General features: G+C 62.1%; 18 protein-coding genes. 11 read left to right on the top strand and 7 right to left on the bottom strand.

The window, feature by feature from the left end; all coding sequences use genetic code 11:
• Window positions 1-80: 80 nt before the first annotated feature.
• From ACMGF9_RS00290 to ACMGF9_RS00250, 9 genes are all read left to right on the top strand, one after another.
• On the top strand, window positions 81-989 hold the full coding sequence (locus tag ACMGF9_RS00290; protein WP_015379363.1) for a LysR family transcriptional regulator: 909 nt from the start codon (window positions 81-83) through the stop codon (window positions 987-989).
• A 267-nt stretch (window positions 990-1,256) separates the two neighbouring features.
• Window positions 1,257-1,694, top strand: a complete 438-nt coding sequence (gene uspA / locus ACMGF9_RS00285; protein ID WP_004930988.1) for a universal stress protein UspA — start codon at window positions 1,257-1,259, stop codon at window positions 1,692-1,694.
• Window positions 1,695-1,893: 199 nt separating this feature from the next.
• Entirely contained in the window at window positions 1,894-3,237 is a 1,344-nt protein-coding gene (gene gdhA, locus ACMGF9_RS00280) for an NADP-specific glutamate dehydrogenase (protein ID WP_021505207.1), read from the top strand.
• Window positions 3,238-3,566: 329 nt separating this feature from the next.
• The gene (locus ACMGF9_RS00275; protein WP_031300309.1) at window positions 3,567-4,553 is read left to right on the top strand and encodes an autoinducer 2 ABC transporter substrate-binding protein; all 987 of its coding nucleotides are present in this window, start codon (window positions 3,567-3,569) and stop codon (window positions 4,551-4,553) included.
• Between the two features lie 105 nt (window positions 4,554-4,658).
• Complete coding sequence (locus ACMGF9_RS00270) at window positions 4,659-6,158, top strand: sugar ABC transporter ATP-binding protein (protein ID WP_172575013.1); 1,500 nt, start codon at window positions 4,659-4,661, stop codon at window positions 6,156-6,158.
• Window positions 6,151-7,140, top strand: coding sequence for an ABC transporter permease (locus ACMGF9_RS00265; RefSeq protein WP_004930997.1), 990 nt, complete (start codon window positions 6,151-6,153; stop codon window positions 7,138-7,140). Before ACMGF9_RS00270 ends, ACMGF9_RS00265 begins: the two co-directional genes overlap by 8 nt.
• A gap of 1 nt (window position 7,141) precedes the next feature.
• Window positions 7,142-8,095: an ABC transporter permease gene (locus ACMGF9_RS00260; RefSeq protein ID WP_015379368.1), complete on the top strand. Its 954-nt coding sequence runs from the start codon at window positions 7,142-7,144 to the stop codon at window positions 8,093-8,095.
• Between the two features lie 13 nt (window positions 8,096-8,108).
• Complete coding sequence (locus ACMGF9_RS00255) at window positions 8,109-9,746, top strand: FGGY-family carbohydrate kinase (protein ID WP_414160472.1); 1,638 nt, start codon at window positions 8,109-8,111, stop codon at window positions 9,744-9,746.
• Complete coding sequence (locus ACMGF9_RS00250; protein WP_004931004.1) at window positions 9,746-10,345, top strand: KpsF/GutQ family sugar-phosphate isomerase; 600 nt, start codon at window positions 9,746-9,748, stop codon at window positions 10,343-10,345. Before ACMGF9_RS00255 ends, ACMGF9_RS00250 begins: the two co-directional genes overlap by 1 nt.
• A gap of 28 nt (window positions 10,346-10,373) precedes the next feature.
• On the opposite strand, the gene rsmJ is transcribed toward ACMGF9_RS00250, so the two are convergent.
• The 4 genes from rsmJ to ACMGF9_RS00230 all read right to left on the bottom strand — a co-directional run bounded on the left by rsmJ (window position 10,374) and on the right by ACMGF9_RS00230 (window position 14,171).
• Window positions 10,374-11,120: a 16S rRNA (guanine(1516)-N(2))-methyltransferase RsmJ gene (rsmJ, locus tag ACMGF9_RS00245; protein WP_015379370.1), complete on the bottom strand. Its 747-nt coding sequence runs from the start codon at window positions 11,118-11,120 to the stop codon at window positions 10,374-10,376.
• Window positions 11,121-11,128: 8 nt separating this feature from the next.
• Window positions 11,129-13,171: an oligopeptidase A gene (gene prlC / locus ACMGF9_RS00240; protein ID WP_076741285.1), complete on the bottom strand. Its 2,043-nt coding sequence runs from the start codon at window positions 13,169-13,171 to the stop codon at window positions 11,129-11,131.
• A gap of 117 nt (window positions 13,172-13,288) precedes the next feature.
• A complete protein-coding gene (locus ACMGF9_RS00235; protein ID WP_015379372.1) occupies window positions 13,289-13,750 on the bottom strand; it encodes an HIT family protein in 462 nt (153 codons plus the stop codon).
• 16 nt (window positions 13,751-13,766) lie between these two features.
• Window positions 13,767-14,171: an ASCH domain-containing protein gene (locus tag ACMGF9_RS00230; RefSeq protein WP_015379373.1), complete on the bottom strand. Its 405-nt coding sequence runs from the start codon at window positions 14,169-14,171 to the stop codon at window positions 13,767-13,769.
• A gap of 135 nt (window positions 14,172-14,306) precedes the next feature.
• Here ACMGF9_RS00230 and ACMGF9_RS00225 point away from each other — a divergent pair, with 135 nt between their 5' ends.
• Both ACMGF9_RS00225 and gorA read left to right on the top strand, forming a co-directional pair.
• Window positions 14,307-15,149, top strand: coding sequence for a 23S rRNA (adenine(2030)-N(6))-methyltransferase RlmJ (locus ACMGF9_RS00225; RefSeq protein ID WP_004931012.1), 843 nt, complete (start codon window positions 14,307-14,309; stop codon window positions 15,147-15,149).
• Window positions 15,150-15,279: 130 nt separating this feature from the next.
• Window positions 15,280-16,632 (top strand): glutathione-disulfide reductase, encoded by a 1,353-nt coding sequence (gene gorA, locus ACMGF9_RS00220; RefSeq protein WP_021505213.1) that lies wholly within the window; start codon window positions 15,280-15,282, stop codon window positions 16,630-16,632.
• Window positions 16,633-16,709: 77 nt separating this feature from the next.
• Here gorA and ACMGF9_RS00215 read toward each other — a convergent pair whose 3' ends face one another.
• From ACMGF9_RS00215 to ACMGF9_RS00205, 3 genes are all read right to left on the bottom strand, one after another.
• A complete protein-coding gene (locus tag ACMGF9_RS00215) occupies window positions 16,710-17,228 on the bottom strand; it encodes a DinB family protein (protein WP_074469419.1) in 519 nt (172 codons plus the stop codon).
• A 67-nt stretch (window positions 17,229-17,295) separates the two neighbouring features.
• Window positions 17,296-18,129, bottom strand: a complete 834-nt coding sequence (locus tag ACMGF9_RS00210) for a PhzF family phenazine biosynthesis protein (RefSeq protein ID WP_242517254.1) — start codon at window positions 18,127-18,129, stop codon at window positions 17,296-17,298.
• Window positions 18,130-18,180: 51 nt separating this feature from the next.
• On the bottom strand, window positions 18,181-18,810 hold the full coding sequence (locus tag ACMGF9_RS00205) for a LysE family translocator (protein ID WP_044030069.1): 630 nt from the start codon (window positions 18,808-18,810) through the stop codon (window positions 18,181-18,183).
• Window positions 18,811-18,887 lie beyond the last annotated feature (77 nt).

Below are 18,887 nucleotides of genomic sequence, written 5' to 3'. Positions count from 1 at the left end.
CGCACCTGCTCGCGCGCAACCGCGCCATGCGGCTACACTCTACTGTCAGAAACGGCGCCAAGGAACAGCAGATCAGCGAGATGGACAGATTCAATCAATACCGCGTATTCGTACAGGTGGCGGAAATGGGCAGCTTTATCCGGGCGGCCCATGCGCTGGAGGTGCCGCGCGCCTCGGTCTCCGCCGCCGTGCAGCAATTGGAAACGCAGCTGGGCGTGCGCCTGCTGCACCGCACCACGCGGCAGGTGCGGCTGACCGCCGACGGCGAACAGCTGCTCGAGCGGCTGCGCCCGCTGCTGGCCGAAGTGGAAGACATCGATCAGTCATTTCAGGCCAGCCAACGGCAGGCCTCCGGACGGCTCAGCGTCGACGTGCCGAGCCGCATCGCCCGCCGGCTGATCGCGCCGGCGCTGCCCGGCTTGCTGCGGCGCCATCCTCACCTGCAGCTGGTGCTCGGCTCCGCCGATCGCGCCATCGATCTGGTGCAGGAGGGGGTCGACTGCGCGGTGCGCGTCGGCGATCTGCACGACAGCAGCCTGGTGATGCGGCCGCTCGGCCATATCGCGCTGATCAACTGCGCCAGCCCCGCCTACCTGAGCGAATTCGGTCATCCGCTCCACCCCGGCGATCTTGCCGAGGGGCACTGGAGCATCGGCTACGCCTCGCCCAGGACCGGCCGCGAATCCCCCTGGGAATACCTAACCGGCGACGGCCATACGCAACGGCTCGAACTGCCCAGCCGGGTGGTAGTCAACAACGCCGAAAGCTATATCGCCTGCTGCCGCGCCGGGCTGGGGCTGATGCAAATCCCGCGCTACGACGTACAACACCTGCTCGACGCCGGTGAACTGGTGGAAGTCCTGCCCGGTTACCGCGCCGCCTCCATGCCGATCGCCCTGATCTACCCCCATCGCCGCCAGCGTTCCCGCCGTTTGGCGGTGTTTCATGAGTGGTTTGAAAGCCTGTTGCAGCCGCATCTGGAGCGCTGATTGCACATTTAGCGCTATACTTTGTTTAATAACGCTTATAATTCAAGCGGTCAGACCGTTAAAACCCGCATAACCCATAGGCTTTTACGCCACGCGGGTGTACAACAAAAGGTATCGTGCGCAGAGATTTTCGATGCGGCGCAGTGTGATCGCCCCAACATATCATTGCGTTATCCGAATGATACTATGGAACCAACAGCGCCAGGCGGGTACACGGAACGCCTGCTAACCCTTTTTAATCGGCATGTTTATGGAAGGAGTATTCTTATGGCTTACAAACACATATTGATCGCGGTAGACCTATCCCCGGAAAGCAAGATCCTGGTAGAAAAAGCCGTCTCTATGGCGCGGCCGTATAACGCCAAAGTTTCTCTGATCCACGTCGATGTCAACTATTCCGACCTCTATACCGGCCTTATCGACGTCAATCTCGGCGACATGCAAAAACGCATCTCTGAAGAAACCCATCAGGCGCTGACCGAGCTGTCGCAAAACGCCGGCTACCCGATCACTGAGACCCTGAGCGGCAGCGGCGATCTGGCGCAGGTGCTGGTGGACGCCATCAAGAAATACGATATGGACCTGGTGCTGTGCGGCCACCATCAGGACTTCTGGAGCAAGCTGATGTCTTCCGCGCGCCAGCTGATCAATACCGTGCACATCGATATGCTGATCGTGCCGCTGCGCGATGAAGAAGACGAATAAAGTAAGCGTTTGCTAACTTAACTGACCAACGCCCGCGCCCTGCGGGCGTTTTTCATGCCGCCACGCCGATTAATCGCTTGATAATCAACCGCCCTCCGATGATATAGTCGCTAAAGACACAACATCCTCCCCCGAGCATCGCCTATACCCATATTTATAAGAAATAGCGGGGGAAATTTAATGCGAAAAGGAGTTATCCATGGAATATGCCGTATCGGTAGAGTCTTTCCTGTCCTCGTTACAACGCCATAACCCTCACCAGCCGGAATATCTGCAGGCGGTGCGCGAAGTGTTCACCTCGCTGTGGCCATTTATCGAGCGCAACCCGCGCTATCGCGAACAGGCGCTGCTGGAGCGCCTGGTGGAGCCCGAGCGTATCATTCAGTTCCGCGTCAGCTGGGTGGACGATCGCGGCCAGGTGCAGGTCAATCGCGCCTTCCGCGTGCAGTTCAACTCGGCCATCGGCCCCTACAAGGGCGGCATGCGCTTCCACCCATCGGTAAACCTGTCGATCCTGAAGTTCCTCGGCTTTGAGCAGACCTTCAAGAATGCGCTGACCACCCTGCCGATGGGCGGCGGCAAAGGCGGCTCCGATTTCGATCCCAAGGGCAAAAGCCAGGGCGAGATCATGCGCTTCTGCCAGGCGCTGATGACCGAGCTGTATCGCCACTTGGGCCCGGACACCGACGTGCCGGCCGGGGACATCGGCGTCGGCGGCCGTGAAGTCGGCTTTATGGCCGGCATGATGAAAAAACTGTCCAACAACACCGCCTGCGTGTTTACCGGCAAGGGCCTCTCCTTCGGCGGCAGTCTGATCCGCCCCGAGGCGACCGGCTACGGCCTGGTGTACTTTACCGACGCCATGCTGCAGCGCCACGGCCTGGGCTTTGAGGGCATGCGGGTGGCGGTATCCGGCTCCGGCAACGTGGCGCAGTACACCATCGAGAAAGCGCTGGAGCTGGACGCGCGCGTGATCACCGTATCGGATTCCGGCGGCACTCTGGTGGACGAAGACGGCTTCACCACCGAGAAGCTGGCGCACCTGGCGGAGATCAAAAACCAGCGCTACGGCCGGGTGGCGGACTACGCCCGCGAACGCGGCCTGACCTACCTGGCGGGCCAGCAGCCGTGGAACGTGCCGGTGGATATCGCCCTGCCGTGCGCCACCCAGAACGAGCTGGATCTCGAGGCGGCGCAGACGCTGATCCGCAACGGGGTGAAAGCGGTGGCGGAAGGCGCCAACATGCCGACCACCATCCAGGCCACCGACGCCTTCCTTGACGCCGGGGTGCTGTTCGCGCCCGGCAAGGCGGCCAACGCCGGCGGCGTGGCCACCTCGGGGCTGGAGATGGCGCAAAACGCCGCGCGCATCGGCTGGCGGGCGGAAAAAGTGGATGTACGTTTACAACATATCATGGCGGATATTCACCATGCCTGCGTGGAATACGGCGGCGAGGGCAAGCAAACCCACTATGTGCACGGCGCGAATATCGCCGGTTTCGTCAAGGTTGCAGAGGCGATGCTGGCCCAGGGCGTGCTGTAATCGGGCGCAAAGGTGATCTTGTTCACACATCGATTAAATGCTTCAATGCCGGCCTCTGCGCCGGCATTTTTTTCCGCGTCCAAGCCATCAAAATGATGCGCAAACGTTAATTAAAAGTTAATAAAAAGTTATTTACAGCCGTTTAGTTGGTAGTAAATTTACCACCGCCAAATAATTAAACATTTATTTAACACTAAATACGTCAATATTTTACTTAAATGTGCGCAGATCACATTTCGTTAACTTCGGCTACGCCCCCTCTTCCATTCCTTTGTAATCTGCAGCGGTGGAAAAACCGCCACCCCTACAGATAAAAAAAGGTACAGCTAATGAAATTTAACCTCGCATTATTAAATGCATGTGTGGTTTCTGCGTGCATGTTATCGACAACACCTGTGTTCGCCGCTGATAAATATGAGATTGCCGTGGTCGCCAAAGTGACCGGCATTCCGTGGTTCAACCGCATGGAAGTGGGCGTCAACGAAGCGGCGAAAAAACTCGACGTCAACGCCTACCAGACCGGCCCTTCTACGCCGGATCCGGCCGCGCAGGTCAAGGTGATTGAGGATCTGATCGCCAAGAACGTCAACGCCATCATCGTGGTGCCGAACGACGCCAAGGTGCTGGAGCCGGTGCTGAAAAAAGCGCGCGACAAAGGCATCGTGGTGCTGACCCATGAATCCCCGGACCAGCAGATCGGCCAGTGGGACATCGAGACCATCGACAGCGAGAAATACGCGCAGGCCAACGTCGATGAGCTGGCGAAAAACATGGGCGGCAAAGGCGGCTACGCGATCTACGTCGGCTCGCTGACCGTGCCGCTGCACAACGCCTGGGCCGATTCCGCCATCAAGTACCAGAAAGAAAAATACCCGGACATGTTTGAAGTCACCTCGCGCTTGCCGGTGGCGGAAAGCATCGACAAATCCTATGCCACCACGCTGGATCTGATGAAAACCTATCCGCAGATGAAGGGCATCATCGGCTTTGGTTCGCTCGGCCCGATCGGCGCCGGCCAGGCGGTGGCCAAGAAGCGCGCCAAGGACAAAATCGCGGTGGTGGGCATCGCCATGCCGGCGCAGGCCGCCCCTTACCTGATGCGCGGCGACATCAAGAAAGCGCTGCTGTGGGATCCGAAAGACGCCGGTTATGCGCTGGTGACGGTGGCCGATCAGCTGCTGCAGGGCAAGGACGTGAACAAAGACCTGTCGATCGAGGGGTTGGGTAAGGCCGACGTCGATATGGAGCACAAAGTGATTCGGTTTAATAAGATTTTGGAAGTGACCAAAGACAACGCCCAATCGCTCGGATTCTGATTTTTCGCGTAATTTCGCCACACCGGGAAAGTAGTTAAACCCTCGTAGGGGCGCAGCGTTGCTGCGCCCAGGGCTTCGGCCGCTACGCAAGCACAGGTTAACGTTATGACAGCCTCCCCCGCATTTATCACCCTGGAGAATATCAGCAAGCGATTCCCAGGCGTGCTGGCATTAGACCAGATCAACCTGACGCTGAATAAAGGCGAAGTGCACTGCCTGGCCGGGCAAAACGGCTGCGGCAAAAGCACCATTATTAAAATCATCTCCGGCGTCTATCAGCCGGAAAAAGGCGCCAATATTTCGCTGGAAGGCAAACTCTTCCACGCCCTGACGCCGCAGCTGTCCGGTTATTACGGCATACAGGTGATCTACCAGGACCTGTCGCTGTTCCCTAACCTGACGGTGGCGGAAAACATCGCCATCCACCGTTACCTGCCCGGCGGCCACTTCTGGGTGCGCAAGCGGGTGATGCGCCAGACGGCGCTGGACGCCATGGCGCGGGTCGGCGTACACATCGATCCCGATAAAAAAGTAGAAAAACTGTCGATCGCCGATCGGCAGCTGGTGGCGATTTGCCGCGCCATCGCCGCCGAAGCGCGGTTGGTTATCATGGACGAACCGACCGCCTCGCTGACCCGCCAGGAGGTCGACGGCCTGCTGCGGGTGGTCAACGAATTGAAAGCAGCCGGCATCTGCGTGGTGTTCGTCAGCCACCGATTGGATGAAGTGATGGAAGTCGCCGATCGCATCAGCGTGATGCGCGACGGCAAGCTGGTGGGCACCTGGCCGGCCAGCGAACTGGACAGCCATGAACTGGCGTTCCTGATGACCGGCCAACGCTTCCATTACAGCCCGCTGCCCCCGCTGCCGCCGGCCGAACAGGCGCCGCTGCTCGAGGTGCGCAACCTCAGCCGCGGCGAAAAATACCGCAACGTCAATCTGGCGCTGCGCGGCGGCGAGATCGTCTCGATCGTCGGCCTGCTCGGCGCCGGCCGCACCGAACTGTGCCTCAGCCTGTTCGGCATGACGCGGCCGGACAGCGGCGAGATCCGCATCGAGGGCCAAACGGTGCAGCTGCACAACAACCGCGAAGCGGTGCGCCACGGCATCGGCTATGTGTCGGAGGATCGTCTGACGCAGGGATTGATCATGGAGCAATCGATCTACGACAACACCATCGTCACCGTCTTCGATCGGCTGCATACCTCGCTTGGGCTGCTGGATCACGCCAAGGCGACCGAGCTGGTCAACCGGCTGATCCGCGATTTGAACATCAAGGTGTCCGACAGCGCATTGCCGGTGAAGACCCTGTCCGGCGGCAACGCCCAGCGTATCGCCATCGCTAAATGGGTGGCGACCCAGCCGAAGATCCTGATCCTCGACTCGCCCACCGTCGGCGTGGACATCGCCAACAAAGAGGGGATCTACCAGATCGCCCGCGATCTGGCGCAGCTGGGCATGGCGGTGCTGATGATCTGCGACGAGATCCCGGAAGCCTATTACAACAGCCATCGGGTGATGGTGATGCGCAAGGGCGAGCTGATCGCCGAATTCGCGCCGCACCAGAGTACCGAACAACAGATCGCCGAGGTGGTGAATGGATAAGTCATTATTGGCCCGCCTGGCCGGGCGGCACGAGTTTTATCTCGGCCTGCTGGTGCTGCTGCTGGCGATCGGCCTGAGCGCCGGCACCGACGAGTTTCTGACGCTCGGCAACCTGACCGACGTCGCCACCAGCTACGCCATTCTCGGCATCCTGGCCTGCGGGCTGTTCGTGGTGCTGATCGCCGGCGGCATCGACATTTCGTTCCCGGCGATCACCGCCATCGCCCAATACGTGATGGCCAGTTGGGTGATCCAGCACGGCGGCAGCTTCCCGCTGGCGTTCGCCCTAGCGATCGGCGTCGGCCTGCTGCTCGGGCTGGTGAACGGTTTCCTGGTGTATTGGCTCAAGGTGCCGGCGATCATCATCACCATCGCCACCCTTAACCTGTTCTACGGCCTGCTGGTATACGCCACCAACGGCACCTGGCTGTACGGCTTCCCTGACTGGTTCATGAACGGCATCAACTGGTTCTCGTTCCAGGGCGCCGACGGCTACGACTACGGCCTGACGCTGCCGCTGCTGTGCCTGCTGGCGACCATCGTCGTCACCGGCGTGCTGATGAACCGCACCCGGCTGGGGCGCCAGATCTACGCCATGGGCGGCAATCGCGACGCGGCGTCGCGCCTGGGGTTGAATCTGCTGCGGCTGCACTTCTGCGTCTACGGCTATATGGGCATTCTGGCCGGCGTCGCGGCGGTGGTGCAGGCGCAAATCACCCAGTCGGTGGCGCCCAACTCGCTGCTCGGCTTCGAGCTGACGGTATTGGCGGCGGTGGTGCTGGGCGGCACCAGCATGAGCGGCGGCCGCGGATCGTTGACCGGCACCCTGCTCGGCGTGGTGCTGCTGGCCTTCCTGCAAAACGGGCTGACGCTGCTCAGCGTCTCGGCCTATTGGCACCAGGTATTCAGCGGCGCGATCATTTTGATCAGCATCAGCACCACCGCCTGGAACGAAAAACGCAAGCTGCTCAAGGAGATCTGACATGACGCAGTTAACTCGGTTGATCCCAAACGATCGGATCATTCGCCTGCAGGGCGCGATCATCATCGCGGTGGCGCTGCTGTTCGCCGGGCTGCTCGGATCGCGCTTCTTCAGCCTCGGCAACTTCCAGTCGATCGCCTCGCAGCTGCCGATCCTCGGCCTGCTGGCGCTCGGCATGGGCATAACCATGCTGACCGGCGGCATCAACCTGTCGATCATCGCCGGCGCCAACGCCTGTTCGCTGGTGATGGCGGCGATCATCGTCAGCCATCCCGACCAGCCGCTGTTCCTGGCGCTGGCGCTGTTGGCCGGCCTGTTGGTGGCGGTGGCGATCGGCGCGCTGAACGGCGTGCTGGTAGCCTGGATCGGCGTTTCGCCGATCCTCGCCTCGCTCGGCACCATGACGCTGATCACCGGCCTGAATATTCTGCTGTCCAACGGCGCGGTGATCTCCGGCTTCCCGGCGGCGATTCAATTTCTCGGCAACGGCGCCGTGCTCGGCGTACCGGTGGCGCTGATCCTGTTCCTGCTGGTGGCGGTCGGTCTGTGGCTGCTGCTGGAGCACACCACGCTGGGCCGCAGCCTGTACCTGATCGGCTCCAACGAGCAGGCCACCCGCTTTAGCGGCGTGAACACCGCGCGGGTGCAGATCGCGGTGTACATCCTGTCGGCGCTGCTCGGCTGGGGCGCCGCGCTGCTGATGATGGCCAAGTTCAACTCGGCCAAGGCCGGCTACGGCGAATCTTATCTGCTGGTGACCATTCTGGCCTCGGTGCTGGGCGGCATCAACCCGGACGGCGGTTTCGGCCGCATTCTGGGGCTGGTGCTGGCGCTGATCGTGCTGCAAATGTTGGAAAGCGGCCTCAACTTGCTGGGGGTCAGCAGCTACCTGACCATGGCCCTGTGGGGCGGCGTGCTGATCCTGTTTATCGCGTTACAGAATCGAAAAGCTTAGGAGAAAACAGATAATGGCGAGCTATTTTATTGGCGTAGATGTGGGCACCGGAAGCGCGCGCGCAGGCGTATTCGATCTCAATGGGCGCATGGTCGGCCAGGCCAGCCGGGCCATCGATCTGTACCGGCCAAAGGCGGATTTCGTCGAGCAGTCGTCGGATAACATCTGGCAGGCGGTGTGCAATGCGGTGCGCGACGCGGTCAACCAGGCCGACATCAACCCGATCCAGGTCAAAGGGCTGGGCTTCGACGCCACCTGTTCGCTGGTGGTGCTGGATAAAGAGGGCAAACCGCTGACCGTCAGCCCCTCCGGCCGCACCGAGCAGAACATCATCGTGTGGATGGATCACCGGGCGATCGCCCAGGCCGAGCGCATCAACGCCACCAAACACCGGGTGCTGGACTTCGTCGGCGGCATCATTTCGCCGGAGATGCAGACGCCGAAACTGCTGTGGTTGAAACAGCACATGCCCACCACCTGGGCCAACGCCGGCTACCTGTTCGATCTGCCGGACTTCCTCACCTGGCGCGCCACCCAGGATGCCACCCGCTCGCTGTGCTCGACGGTGTGCAAGTGGACCTATCTCGGCCACGAGCAGCGTTGGGACAAGAGCTACTTCCAGCAGATCGGGCTGGAAGACGTGCTGGAACATGACGCGGCCAAGATCGGCAGCGACGTTAAAATGATGGGCGAGCCGCTGGGCCACGGCCTGACTCAGCGCGCCGCCAGCGAGATGGGGCTGATCGCCGGCACGGCGGTGAGCGTATCGATCATCGACGCCCACGCCGGCACCCTCGGCACGCTGGGCGCCACCGGCGTCTCCGGCGAGGTGGCCGACTTCAACCGCCGCGTCGCGCTGATCGGCGGCACCTCCACCGGCCATATGGCGATGTCGCGCACCGCGCGCTTTATCGGCGGCGTCTGGGGGCCGTATTATTCGGCGATCCTGCCGGAATACTGGCTGAACGAAGGCGGCCAGTCCGCCACCGGCGCGCTGATCGACCACGTCATCCAGTCGCACCCGTGCTATCAGGAGCTGCTGGCGCAGGCGAAAACTCAGGGCCAGACCATCTATGAGGTGCTGAACGCCATTCTGCGCCGCATTGCCGGCGAGCCGGAGAACATCGCCTTCCTGACGCAGGACATTCACATGCTGCCGTATTTCCACGGCAACCGCTCGCCGCGCGCCAACCCGACGCTGACCGGCATCCTGACCGGGCTGAAGCTGTCGCGCACGCCGGAAGACATGGCGCTGCACTACCTGGCCACCATTCAGGCCATCGCGCTCGGCACCCGCCACATCATCGAAACCATGAACCACAGCGGTTACAGCATCGACACCATCATGGCCAGCGGCGGCGGCACCAAGAACCCGATCTTCGTGCAGGAGCACGCCAACGCCACCGGTTGCGCCATGCTGCTGCCGGAGGAAAGCGAAGCGATGCTGCTGGGCGGCGCGATAATGGGCACCGTGGCGGCCGGCGTGTTCGACACCTTGCCGGAGGCGATGAGCGCCATGAGCCGCATCGGCAAGACGGTCACGCCGCAGACCAACCAGATAAAAAGCTATTACGACCGTAAATACCGGGTGTTCCACGAGCTGTACAACGACCACATGAAATACCGCCGGTTGATGCAGGAGGAGGCGTGATGCAGCAGGAGTGGCGGCAGGCCGTACAGGGCTGGCAAACCTACAGCCAGGAGCTGGCGCAGCTGGGCGAACGCCTCGACGCGCACACCTGGCAGCGGCTGCTGGCGCTGCTGGCCGACTGCCGCGGTAAAATCGCCGTCACCGGCGTCGGCACCTCGGGGATTGCGGCGCGCAAGATAGCCCATATGCTGGCCTGCGTGGAGCGGCCGGCGGTCTATCTCGACGCCACCGGCGCGGCGCACGGCGATCTGGGCTTCCTGCGCGCCGACGATCTGCTGATCCTGATCTCGCGCGGCGGCAATTCCGACGAGCTGACCCGCCTGCTGCCGACGCTGCAGGCCAAGGGGGTGACGCTGATCGCGGTGACGGAAAACCCGCATTCCGCCATCGCGCAGGCGGCGCAGCTGACGATCGCTACCGGGGTGCAGAAGGAGATAGATCCGCTGAACATGCTGGCCACCACCTCAATTGTGCTGGTGTTGGCGATCTTCGACGCCGCCTGCGCCTGCCTGATGGCGCGCAGTGGTTACGACAAGAGCGCCTTGCTGGCGGTGCATCCGGGCGGCGGCGTGGGGAAAAGTTTACGAGAGGAAAACTGAGGGCCCGACACGGCGGGCCCGGCAGACATTACAGCGGCATGTAGATATCGAAGCGGTGGCTTTTGGTCAGCGTGGCGGCGTGCGCCGGCACGTCGGCCAGCGGCGGCGCGTAGTCCGGGCGTTTCACCACCACGCGCTTGGTGGCCAAACGGCGCGCCGGTTCCAGCAGGCCGTCGGCGTCATCGTCACTGCCCACCAGCGATTGAAACACCCGCATCTCTTTCTTCACCAGCGCGCTTTTCTGCTTGTGCGGGAACATCGGATCGAGATACACCACCTCGGGACGCGGGCTGAGATCCGCCAGCGCCGTCAGGCTGGAGGCGTGCAGCAGCGTCAGGCGCTCGCGCAGCCACGGGCCGATTTCCGCATCCTGATAGCCGCGCTGCAGGCCGTCGTCCAGCAACGCCGCCACCACCGGATTGCGCTCCAGCATCCGCACCCGGCAGCCCAGCGCCGCCAGCACGAAGGCGTCGCGCCCCAGCCCGGCGGTGGCGTCCACCACGTCCGGCAGGTAGCTGCCCTTGATGCCGACCGCCTTGGCCACCGCCTCGCCGCGGCCGCCGCCGAAGCGGCGCCGGTGCGCCATGGCGCCGGAGACGAAATCGACGTAGATCCCGCCGAGCTTCGGCTCGTCGCGCTTGCGCAGCTCCAGCCGTTCTGGGGTCAGTACCAGCGCCATCGGCGCGTCATCGTCGGACGTCAGCCGCCAGCGCTGCGCCAAAACAGACAAGGCGCCGGGATCGGCGCCTGCTTCACACAATAAACACACGCTCACGTGTCGGGTTATCCTTTAATGCCGTAATGGCGCAGCATAGCATCCAGCTGCGGCTCGCGGCCACGGAAGCGTTTGAACAGCGCCATCGGCTCTTCCGAACCGCCGCGCGACAGGATGTTGTCGAGGAAGGATTTGCCGGTCTCGGCGTTGAATATCCCCTCTTCTTCGAAGCGCGAGTAGGCGTCGGCCGACAGCACTTCCGCCCACAGGTAGCTGTAGTAACCCGCCGCGTAGCCGCCGGCAAAGATGTGGCTGAAGGCGTGCGGGAAGCGGCCCCAGCTCGGTGAAGGCACCACCGCCACCATTTTCTTCACTTCCGCCAGCGTCGGCAGGATCTGCGCCCCTTTTTCCGGGCTGTATTCGAAGTGCATGCGGAAATCGAACAGGCCGAACTCCAGCTGGCGCAGGATAAACAGCGCCGCCTGGTAATTCTTGGCCGCCAGCAGCTTGTCGAGCATTTCCTTCGGCAGCGGCTCGCCGCTCTGGTAGTGGCCGGAGATAAACGCCAGCGCTTCCGGCTCCCAGCACCAGTTTTCCATAAACTGGCTCGGCAGCTCGACCGCATCCCACGGCACCCCGTTGATGCCGGAGACGCCGGCGGTATCGATCTGCGTCAGCATGTGATGCAGACCGTGGCCGAATTCGTGGAACAGCGTGGTCACTTCGTTATGGGTGAACAGCGCCGGCTGGTCGCCCAACGGGCGGTTGAAGTTGCAGGTCAGGTAAGCGACCGGTTTTTGCAACGTGCCGTCGGCCTTGCGCAGGCTGCCGACACAGTCGTCCATCCAGGCGCCGCCGCGTTTGTTTTCGCGGGCGTACAGATCGAGGTAGAAACTGCCGCGCAGCTCGCCGTCGGCGGCGAACAGATCGAAGAAGCGCACGTCCGGATGCCAGGTTTCCACGTCTTTACGTTCTTTGGCGGTGATGCCGTAGATGCGTTTCACCACTTCGAACAGCCCTTCCACCACCCGCTGCTCCGGGAAGTACGGGCGCAGCTGCTCGTCGCTGATGGAGAACAGGTGCTGTTTCTGTTTTTCGCCGTAATAGGTGATGTCCCAGGCTTCGAGCTCGTCCACGCCATAGTGCTGTTTGGCGAAGGCGCGCAGCTGCGCCAGCTCTTGCTCGGCCTGCGGGCGGGCGCGCTTGGCCAGATCGCTCAGGAAGCCGATCACCTGCTCCGGGCTCTCCGCCATTTTGGTCGCCAGCGACTTGTCGGCGTAGGTATCGAAGCCCAGCAGCTGAGCCAGCTCGTGGCGCAGCGCCAGCGTTTCCGCCATCACTTCGCTGTTGTCCCATTTGCCGGCGTTCGGCCCCTGATCGGAGGCGCGAGTGGCGAAGGCGCGGTACATCTCTTCGCGCAGCGCGCGGTTGTCGGCGTAGGTCAGCACCGGCAGGTAGCTCGGCATGTCCAGCGTCAGCAACCAGCCGTCTTGCTCTTTGGCCTGCGCCATCGCCTGCGCCTGCGCCAGAGCGCTTTCCGGCAGGCCGCTCAGCTCGGCTTCGTCGGTAATCAGTTTGCTCCAGCCCATGGTGGCGTCGAGCACGTTATTGCTGTAGGTGGAACCCAGTTCGGACAGGCGCGCGACGATCTCGCCGTAGCGCTGCTGTTTGTCCACCGACAGGCCGATGCCCGACAGTTCGAAATCGCGCAGCGCGTTATCCACCGCCTTGCGCTGCGGCACGCTCAGCGCCTCGAACGCCGCGCCCTCTTTCAGGCTGCGGTAAGCCTGGTACAGCCCTTCGTGCTGGCCGACCCAGGTGCCGTACTCGGACAGCAGCGGCAGCGCCTGCTCATAGGCGGCGCGCAGCTCCGGGCTGTTTTTCACCGAGTTCAGGTGCCCGATCGGCGACCAGATGCGCGACAGGCGATCGTCCGACTCCGCCAACGGCTGACACAGATTGTCCCAGGTGAACGGGCCCGGCTGCGCGACCACGCGCTCTACCGCAGCGCGGCAGTCCGCCAGCGCGGATTGCACCGCTGGCACGATATCTTCAGGGCGGATCGCCGAGAAAGGCGGCAGGGAAAACGGGGTCAGCAACGGATTTGTCATAGGGCAGTCCTGATTAGCGTTGGGCCCGCCGCACGGGCGAGCCTTAAAATGCGTATGAATCTCTAACATGGAGCCAGACAACAGGAAAATCAATGCCCGGCGTTGATCGTTCGTGCCTTAAACGGCGCTTTGGCGGATGCGGGCGGCCAGCGCCGCCAGCTGTTCGTCGTCGGCGCGCGCGGCGTCGTGGGAGGAGATATAGCCCTCATAACGTTCGAAAAACTTCGGCGAGGTCGATTCGATCGGCCGCCACTGTTCCAGCGATGCGGTGCCGTGCAGCGGGATCAGTTTGGCGTGCACGTGGTCGACGCCGTAGCCCTCGAACACCATGCCGCAGCGGCCGACGTCGTCGAACGCGCGATCCAGCTGCTTCGCCACCCGCTTGGTCGCCAGCATCAACGCGCTCAGCACCTCGTCCGGCAGATCAAACGCGTAGCTCGGGTGGTGCGCCTTGGGGATCACCACGCTGAAACCGTCGGTATTGGGAAAGATGGACAGGAACGCCAGATGGTCGTCGTCTTCCCAGATTTTATGGCACGGCGCCTTGCCCGCCACGATGTCGCAAAAAATGCAGCTCATCCTTTCTCCTTGTGATTCACAGCGTTTCAACCCATTCGAACTCTTCGAACACCAGCCACATGTCCGGCGCAAAAGTGCCCTCGCGGGTAAAGAACTCTTGATGCCCCTGGCGCCAAAACGCCAGGCTTTTGTCGCCTTCACCCTCTTTGGCCGCCATCTCGGCGGTCACCCGATCGTAGCGCACCAGGCGCAGCGCCAGGGTTCTGATCACGCAGGCCGGTTCGCCGCGGCCATCGAGAACGATGCTGTAATCGCCGATCCGCGGGGTTTGTTCCCGACGATAGCTCGCATAGGAACTGCAGGTGGCGGTTTTATCCCCGCTCAGCACCAATCCCAGCAGTTCGTCGGCTAACGCGGGGCCGTCGCCGAATGCCCAGCGCGCCGCGTCGGGGTAATTCGCCAAAATCGCCTGTTTGCTCATCGTCCTGTCCCTTTCTGTTAACGTCTGCGGCAACGGAGTCCGGTTTTTCCCGGCCAGACAGTTTATACTGTGCAGATTATAAGCCTTATTGCATTGAATGCTCCGCCTGCGGAGCACAAGGAACCGCCACCCGTCATGTTAAGTTATCGCCACAGTTTCCACGCCGGCAACCACGCCGACGTGCTCAAGCACACCGTTCAGAGCCTGATCATCGAGTCGCTGAAGGAAAAAGAGAAGCCGTTCCTGTATCTGGATACCCACTCGGGCGCGGGCCGTTATCAGCTCAGCGGCGAACACGCCGAGCGCACCGGCGAATACCTGGAAGGCATCGGTTTGCTGTGGCAACGCGACGATCTGCCGGAAGAGCTGGCGGCCTACATGAGCGTGGTGCACAACTTCAACCGTTCCGGCACGCTGCGCTATTATCCCGGCTCGCCGCTGATCGCCCGCCAGCTGCTGCGCCCGCAGGACAAAATCCACCTGACCGAGCTGCACCCGAGCGACTACCCGCTGCTGCGCAGCGAATTCCAGAAAGACGAGCGCGCCAAAGTGCAGCGCGCCGACGGCTATCAGCAGCTGAAATCCCAGCTGCCGCCCCTGTCGCGCCGCGGCCTGATCCTGATGGATCCGCCGTATGAAATGAAGACCGATTACCAGGACGTGGTCAAAGGCATTCAGGAAGGCTACAAGCGTTTCGCCACCGGCACCTACGCGCTGTGGTACCCGGTGGTCATGCGCCAGCAGATCAAACGCATGCTGCGCGATCTGGAAGCCACCGGCATTCGCCGCATCCTGCAGATCGAGCTGGCGGTGAAACCCGACAGCGATCAGCGCGGCATGACCGCCTCCGGCATGATCGTCATCAACCCGCCGTGGAAGCTGGAACAGCAGATGAAGAACGTGCTGCCGTGGCTGCACAAGGTGCTGGTGCCGTCGGGCATCGGTCACCATCTGGTGAACTGGGTGGTACCGGAATAAACCCCATCAGGGCGCGGTTTGCCGCGCCCTGCGTCCACCTATCGCAGCCATCGACGCAATCTTTGCGACAAACCCCGGTCAGGCGTTAAACTCTTACCCTCTTCAAATTCACAACTCATGGAAATCCCAGATGACGAAACATTACGATTATCTAGCAATTGGCGGCGGCAGCGGCGGTATCGCATCGATCAACCGGGCAGCCATGTACGGCCAAAAGTGTGCGCTGATTGAAGCCAAAGAGCTGGGCGGCACCTGTGTAAACGTGGGTTGTGTACCGAAAAAAGTCATGTGGCACGCGGCGCAGATCGCCGAGGCCATCCATCAGTACGGCCCGGACTACGGCTTCGACACTACCGTCAACGCCTTCGACTGGAAAAAGCTGGTCGCCAACCGCACCGCCTATATCGACCGCATCCACAATTCCTACGATAACGTGCTGGGCAAGAACAAGGTCGACGTGATTAAAGGGTTCGCGCGCTTCGTGGATGCGCACACCGTGGAAGTGAACGGCGAAACCATCACCGCCGATCACATCCTGATCGCCACCGGCGGCCGCCCGAGCCATCCGGCTATTCCGGGCGCCGAATACGGCATCGACTCCGACGGCTTCTTTGAGTTGGACGCCATGCCGAAACGCGTCGCCGTGGTGGGCGCCGGCTATATCGCCGTGGAAATCGCCGGCGTGCTGAACGCGCTGGGCGCGGAAACGCACCTGTTCGTGCGCAAGCACGCGCCGCTGCGCAGCTTCGATCCGATGATCGTCGAAACCCTGGTGGAAGTGATGAACACCGAAGGGCCGAGCCTGCACACCGAATCGGTGCCGAAAGCGATCGTCAAGAACGCCGACGGCAGCCTGACGCTGCAGCTGGAAAACGGCAAAGCATTCACCGTCGACTGCCTGATCTGGGCCATCGGCCGCGAACCGGCGACCGACAACCTGAACCTCGGCGTGACCGGGGTGAAAACCAATGAGAAAGGCTATATCGACGTCGATAAGTTCCAGAACACCAACGTCAAAGGCATCTACGCGGTGGGTGACAACACCGGCGCGGTAGAGCTGACCCCGGTCGCCGTGGCCGCCGGCCGCCGTCTGTCCGAGCGCCTGTTCAACAACAAGCCGGACGAACACCTGGACTACAGCAACATCGCCACCGTGGTGTTCAGCCACCCGCCGATCGGCACCGTCGGCCTGACCGAGCCGGAAGCCATCGAGAAGTTCGGTGCGGACAACGTGAAGGTGTACAAATCCTCCTTCACCGCCATGTACAGCGCCGTGACGCAGCACCGCCAGCCGTGCCGCATGAAGCTGGTGTGCGCGGGTAAAGAAGAGAAAATCGTCGGCCTGCACGGCATCGGCTTCGGCATGGACGAGATCCTGCAGGGCTTCGCGGTGGCGGTGAAGATGGGCGCCACCAAGAAGGACTTCGACAACACCGTGGCTATCCACCCGACTGCGGCGGAAGAGTTCGTCACCATGCGCTGAGGCGCAACTTCGCCGGGTTCCGGCGCGTAACAGGCCAGGCGCGAAAGCGTCTGGCTTTTTTATTTATCCCGCTCGCCTCACGGCGCCCGGCGGTAATGATCGCGAAGAAACACCGGCAAATCGTTCGCCGGTGCAGCAAAGGGCACCTGATAGAGCATATCGCCGACAAAACCGCGATGATAGGTCGCGTGGTTGACGACATGCAGCACGATTTCCTGGCGCGTCATGCGGCCTTCCCCCCCGCCGACGAACTCGAAATGCACCACCTGCGCCAGCGCCTCGGGCGACCAGTTGTCCACCTGTTCGATATACCAGCGGTCCATTTCCTCCACCGCACACCGCAGAGAGTCAAGAGCAGGCGTTTGCTCGGTGTTGCGCGCGAGGTAGCCATGCTTGCGGCCTTGCAGATGGTGCCTGAAGATATCGTCCACCACGTACACGTGATTCAAGGTATGCACCATATTGCCGAAACGGGTCGGGCGCGGCCGCAGCGCTTCGCCCTCCGGCAAGGCCGCCACGCAGTCAAAGGTCAAGGCATTCGCCCAGGCTTTGTAACGCACCAACATTTTCAAGGTATCGATGGCCGTTGCAGACATACTGTTCACTCCTTATCGGATGAAAATCGATATTCCGTTCAGCCGCACGCGGGTGCAGCGGCGCGTTCTACGCCGTGCCAATCCCATGCAGCCGACCTTCGACCTGAGTGCGCGTATTGCCCCCCACCCAAATCCGGCCGCTCTCGTCGCGGGTGACATGCACGCGCCCGTTGCGCCCACGGCAGCGGCCCTGAGCGGCGATATAGCCGCCGCTGACCACGCCGCTTGCAAACAGCCACTGAGCCAGCGAGGCATTGAGGCTGCCGGTGACCGGATCTTCGACGATAGCGCCAAGGTGATCGCTCAAAAAAGCGCGCACCTCGAAGGCTGCGTCACCATCGGCATGTGGGCCGACGACGCCAATGTCCACTCTGCGCGGCCAGCTTCTCGCCGGCGTCAGGGAAAGCACCCGCTCGGCGCTGGCCAGCCGGATCCCCAGCCACCCCGGACCGTTATCGATCCAGGCGGCATCGAGCGCCTCCTCAGGCGCGATCCCCAAAAACCGCAGCGCGTCGGCCAACGCCGCTTCTGACGGCGCCCCGGAGCGAATCAACGGCGGCGCGGCAAAACACAGCCGTCCGCCCTCGCGGCGAATGCTCACCAAGCCCGCCCCGCACTCCTGGATGATCTCCGCGTCATTACGCGGCGTACCGCCCGCAGTGAGCCAGGCATGGCAACTGCCGAGCGTCGGGTGCCCGGCAAACGGCATTTCACGATCCAGCGTGAATATTCGCACCCGGTAATCCGCCTGTGAGTGCATAGGCGGCAGTAAAAAGGCCGTTTCCGACAGGTTGAACCAACGCGTCAAGCGCTGCATGTCCTCCGTAGACAACACTCCGGCGCCCGTAATCACCGCCAACGGATTGCCGGCGAGTGGCCCGGCGCCAAAGACATCCACCATCTGCATGCCAAAAACCATCGCTTCTCTCCTCAGGTTAACGCCGGGCGTTCATTACCCCCGCGATATCAACAGCTCCAGGCCCGCCAAAGCGAACAGCAGCGCAAGCGTTCCTTCAATCCAGCGCCTCACCCGGGTGTAAAACGCGATCATCGGCGACGTTGAGAACAGCAGGGCATACCCCCCGAAAATCGTCACGCCGAGCAGCGCGCAACCGCCAATAATTGCCGGTAAAACCTGCTCAGGCGCGCCTTGCCGCAATCCCAGCGACATGATCGCCATCCAGGACATGATGGCCTTGGGATTGCCGAGATGCATCAGCACGCCCTGCCGATACAACCTCTGATAAGATCGCGCGCTATCCCCTGCCGCTATGCCTGTCGTAACGGGAGACGCCCGTAATGCGGATCGGCCGGCGCGCAGCGCCAGATACAGCATATACACGCCGCCAACGATCTTGATGGTCCACAGCGCCTGCGCATACGTGGCCAACACGGCGGAAAGGCCGGTCGCGGCCAACATCGCCCAGCACAGCGATCCGGTCACCACCCCGGCGGCCAGCACCAACGCGGGCCTGCGGCCGTCACGCATCGCCACGCCCATGATCGCCATGTTGCTGGGGCCGGGGCTGGCAGTTGCGAGGAGATAGGCGCCGTAAACCAACGCAAGCTGACTGACCATCATGGAAAAACTCCGCTGACCCGCCTTACGGCCGAGCCGTAGTTGAAAACGCCGGGACTCCTCACCAACATAGTATGTGT

It is taken from the genome of Serratia sp. BNK-23, from assembly GCF_047456145.1.
Lineage (GTDB): Bacteria > Pseudomonadota > Gammaproteobacteria > Enterobacterales > Enterobacteriaceae > Serratia > Serratia nematodiphila.
This window is presented reverse-complemented; position numbering and strand designations above follow the sequence as displayed.

Excerpts from the sequence above, each read along its gene's own strand:
- ACMGF9_RS00290 (WP_015379363.1), top strand. The coding sequence starts at position 81 with ATGGACAGATTCAATCAATACCGCGTATTCGTACAGGTGGCGGAAATG.
- uspA (WP_004930988.1), top strand. The coding sequence starts at position 1,257 with ATGGCTTACAAACACATATTGATCGCGGTAGACCTATCCCCGGAAAGC.
- gdhA (WP_021505207.1), top strand. The coding sequence starts at position 1,894 with ATGGAATATGCCGTATCGGTAGAGTCTTTCCTGTCCTCGTTACAACGC.
- ACMGF9_RS00275 (WP_031300309.1), top strand. The coding sequence starts at position 3,567 with ATGAAATTTAACCTCGCATTATTAAATGCATGTGTGGTTTCTGCGTGC.
- ACMGF9_RS00270 (WP_172575013.1), top strand. The coding sequence starts at position 4,659 with ATGACAGCCTCCCCCGCATTTATCACCCTGGAGAATATCAGCAAGCGA.
- ACMGF9_RS00265 (WP_004930997.1), top strand. The coding sequence starts at position 6,151 with ATGGATAAGTCATTATTGGCCCGCCTGGCCGGGCGGCACGAGTTTTAT.
- ACMGF9_RS00260 (WP_015379368.1), top strand. The coding sequence starts at position 7,142 with ATGACGCAGTTAACTCGGTTGATCCCAAACGATCGGATCATTCGCCTG.
- ACMGF9_RS00255 (WP_414160472.1), top strand. The coding sequence starts at position 8,109 with ATGGCGAGCTATTTTATTGGCGTAGATGTGGGCACCGGAAGCGCGCGC.
- ACMGF9_RS00250 (WP_004931004.1), top strand. The coding sequence starts at position 9,746 with ATGCAGCAGGAGTGGCGGCAGGCCGTACAGGGCTGGCAAACCTACAGC.
- prlC (WP_076741285.1), bottom strand. The coding sequence starts at position 13,171 with ATGACAAATCCGTTGCTGACCCCGTTTTCCCTGCCGCCTTTCTCGGCG.
- ACMGF9_RS00235 (WP_015379372.1), bottom strand. The coding sequence starts at position 13,750 with ATGAGCTGCATTTTTTGCGACATCGTGGCGGGCAAGGCGCCGTGCCAT.
- ACMGF9_RS00230 (WP_015379373.1), bottom strand. The coding sequence starts at position 14,171 with ATGAGCAAACAGGCGATTTTGGCGAATTACCCCGACGCGGCGCGCTGG.
- ACMGF9_RS00225 (WP_004931012.1), top strand. The coding sequence starts at position 14,307 with ATGTTAAGTTATCGCCACAGTTTCCACGCCGGCAACCACGCCGACGTG.
- gorA (WP_021505213.1), top strand. The coding sequence starts at position 15,280 with ATGACGAAACATTACGATTATCTAGCAATTGGCGGCGGCAGCGGCGGT.
- ACMGF9_RS00215 (WP_074469419.1), bottom strand. The coding sequence starts at position 17,228 with ATGTCTGCAACGGCCATCGATACCTTGAAAATGTTGGTGCGTTACAAA.
- ACMGF9_RS00210 (WP_242517254.1), bottom strand. The coding sequence starts at position 18,129 with ATGGTGGATGTCTTTGGCGCCGGGCCACTCGCCGGCAATCCGTTGGCG.
- ACMGF9_RS00205 (WP_044030069.1), bottom strand. The coding sequence starts at position 18,810 with ATGATGGTCAGTCAGCTTGCGTTGGTTTACGGCGCCTATCTCCTCGCA.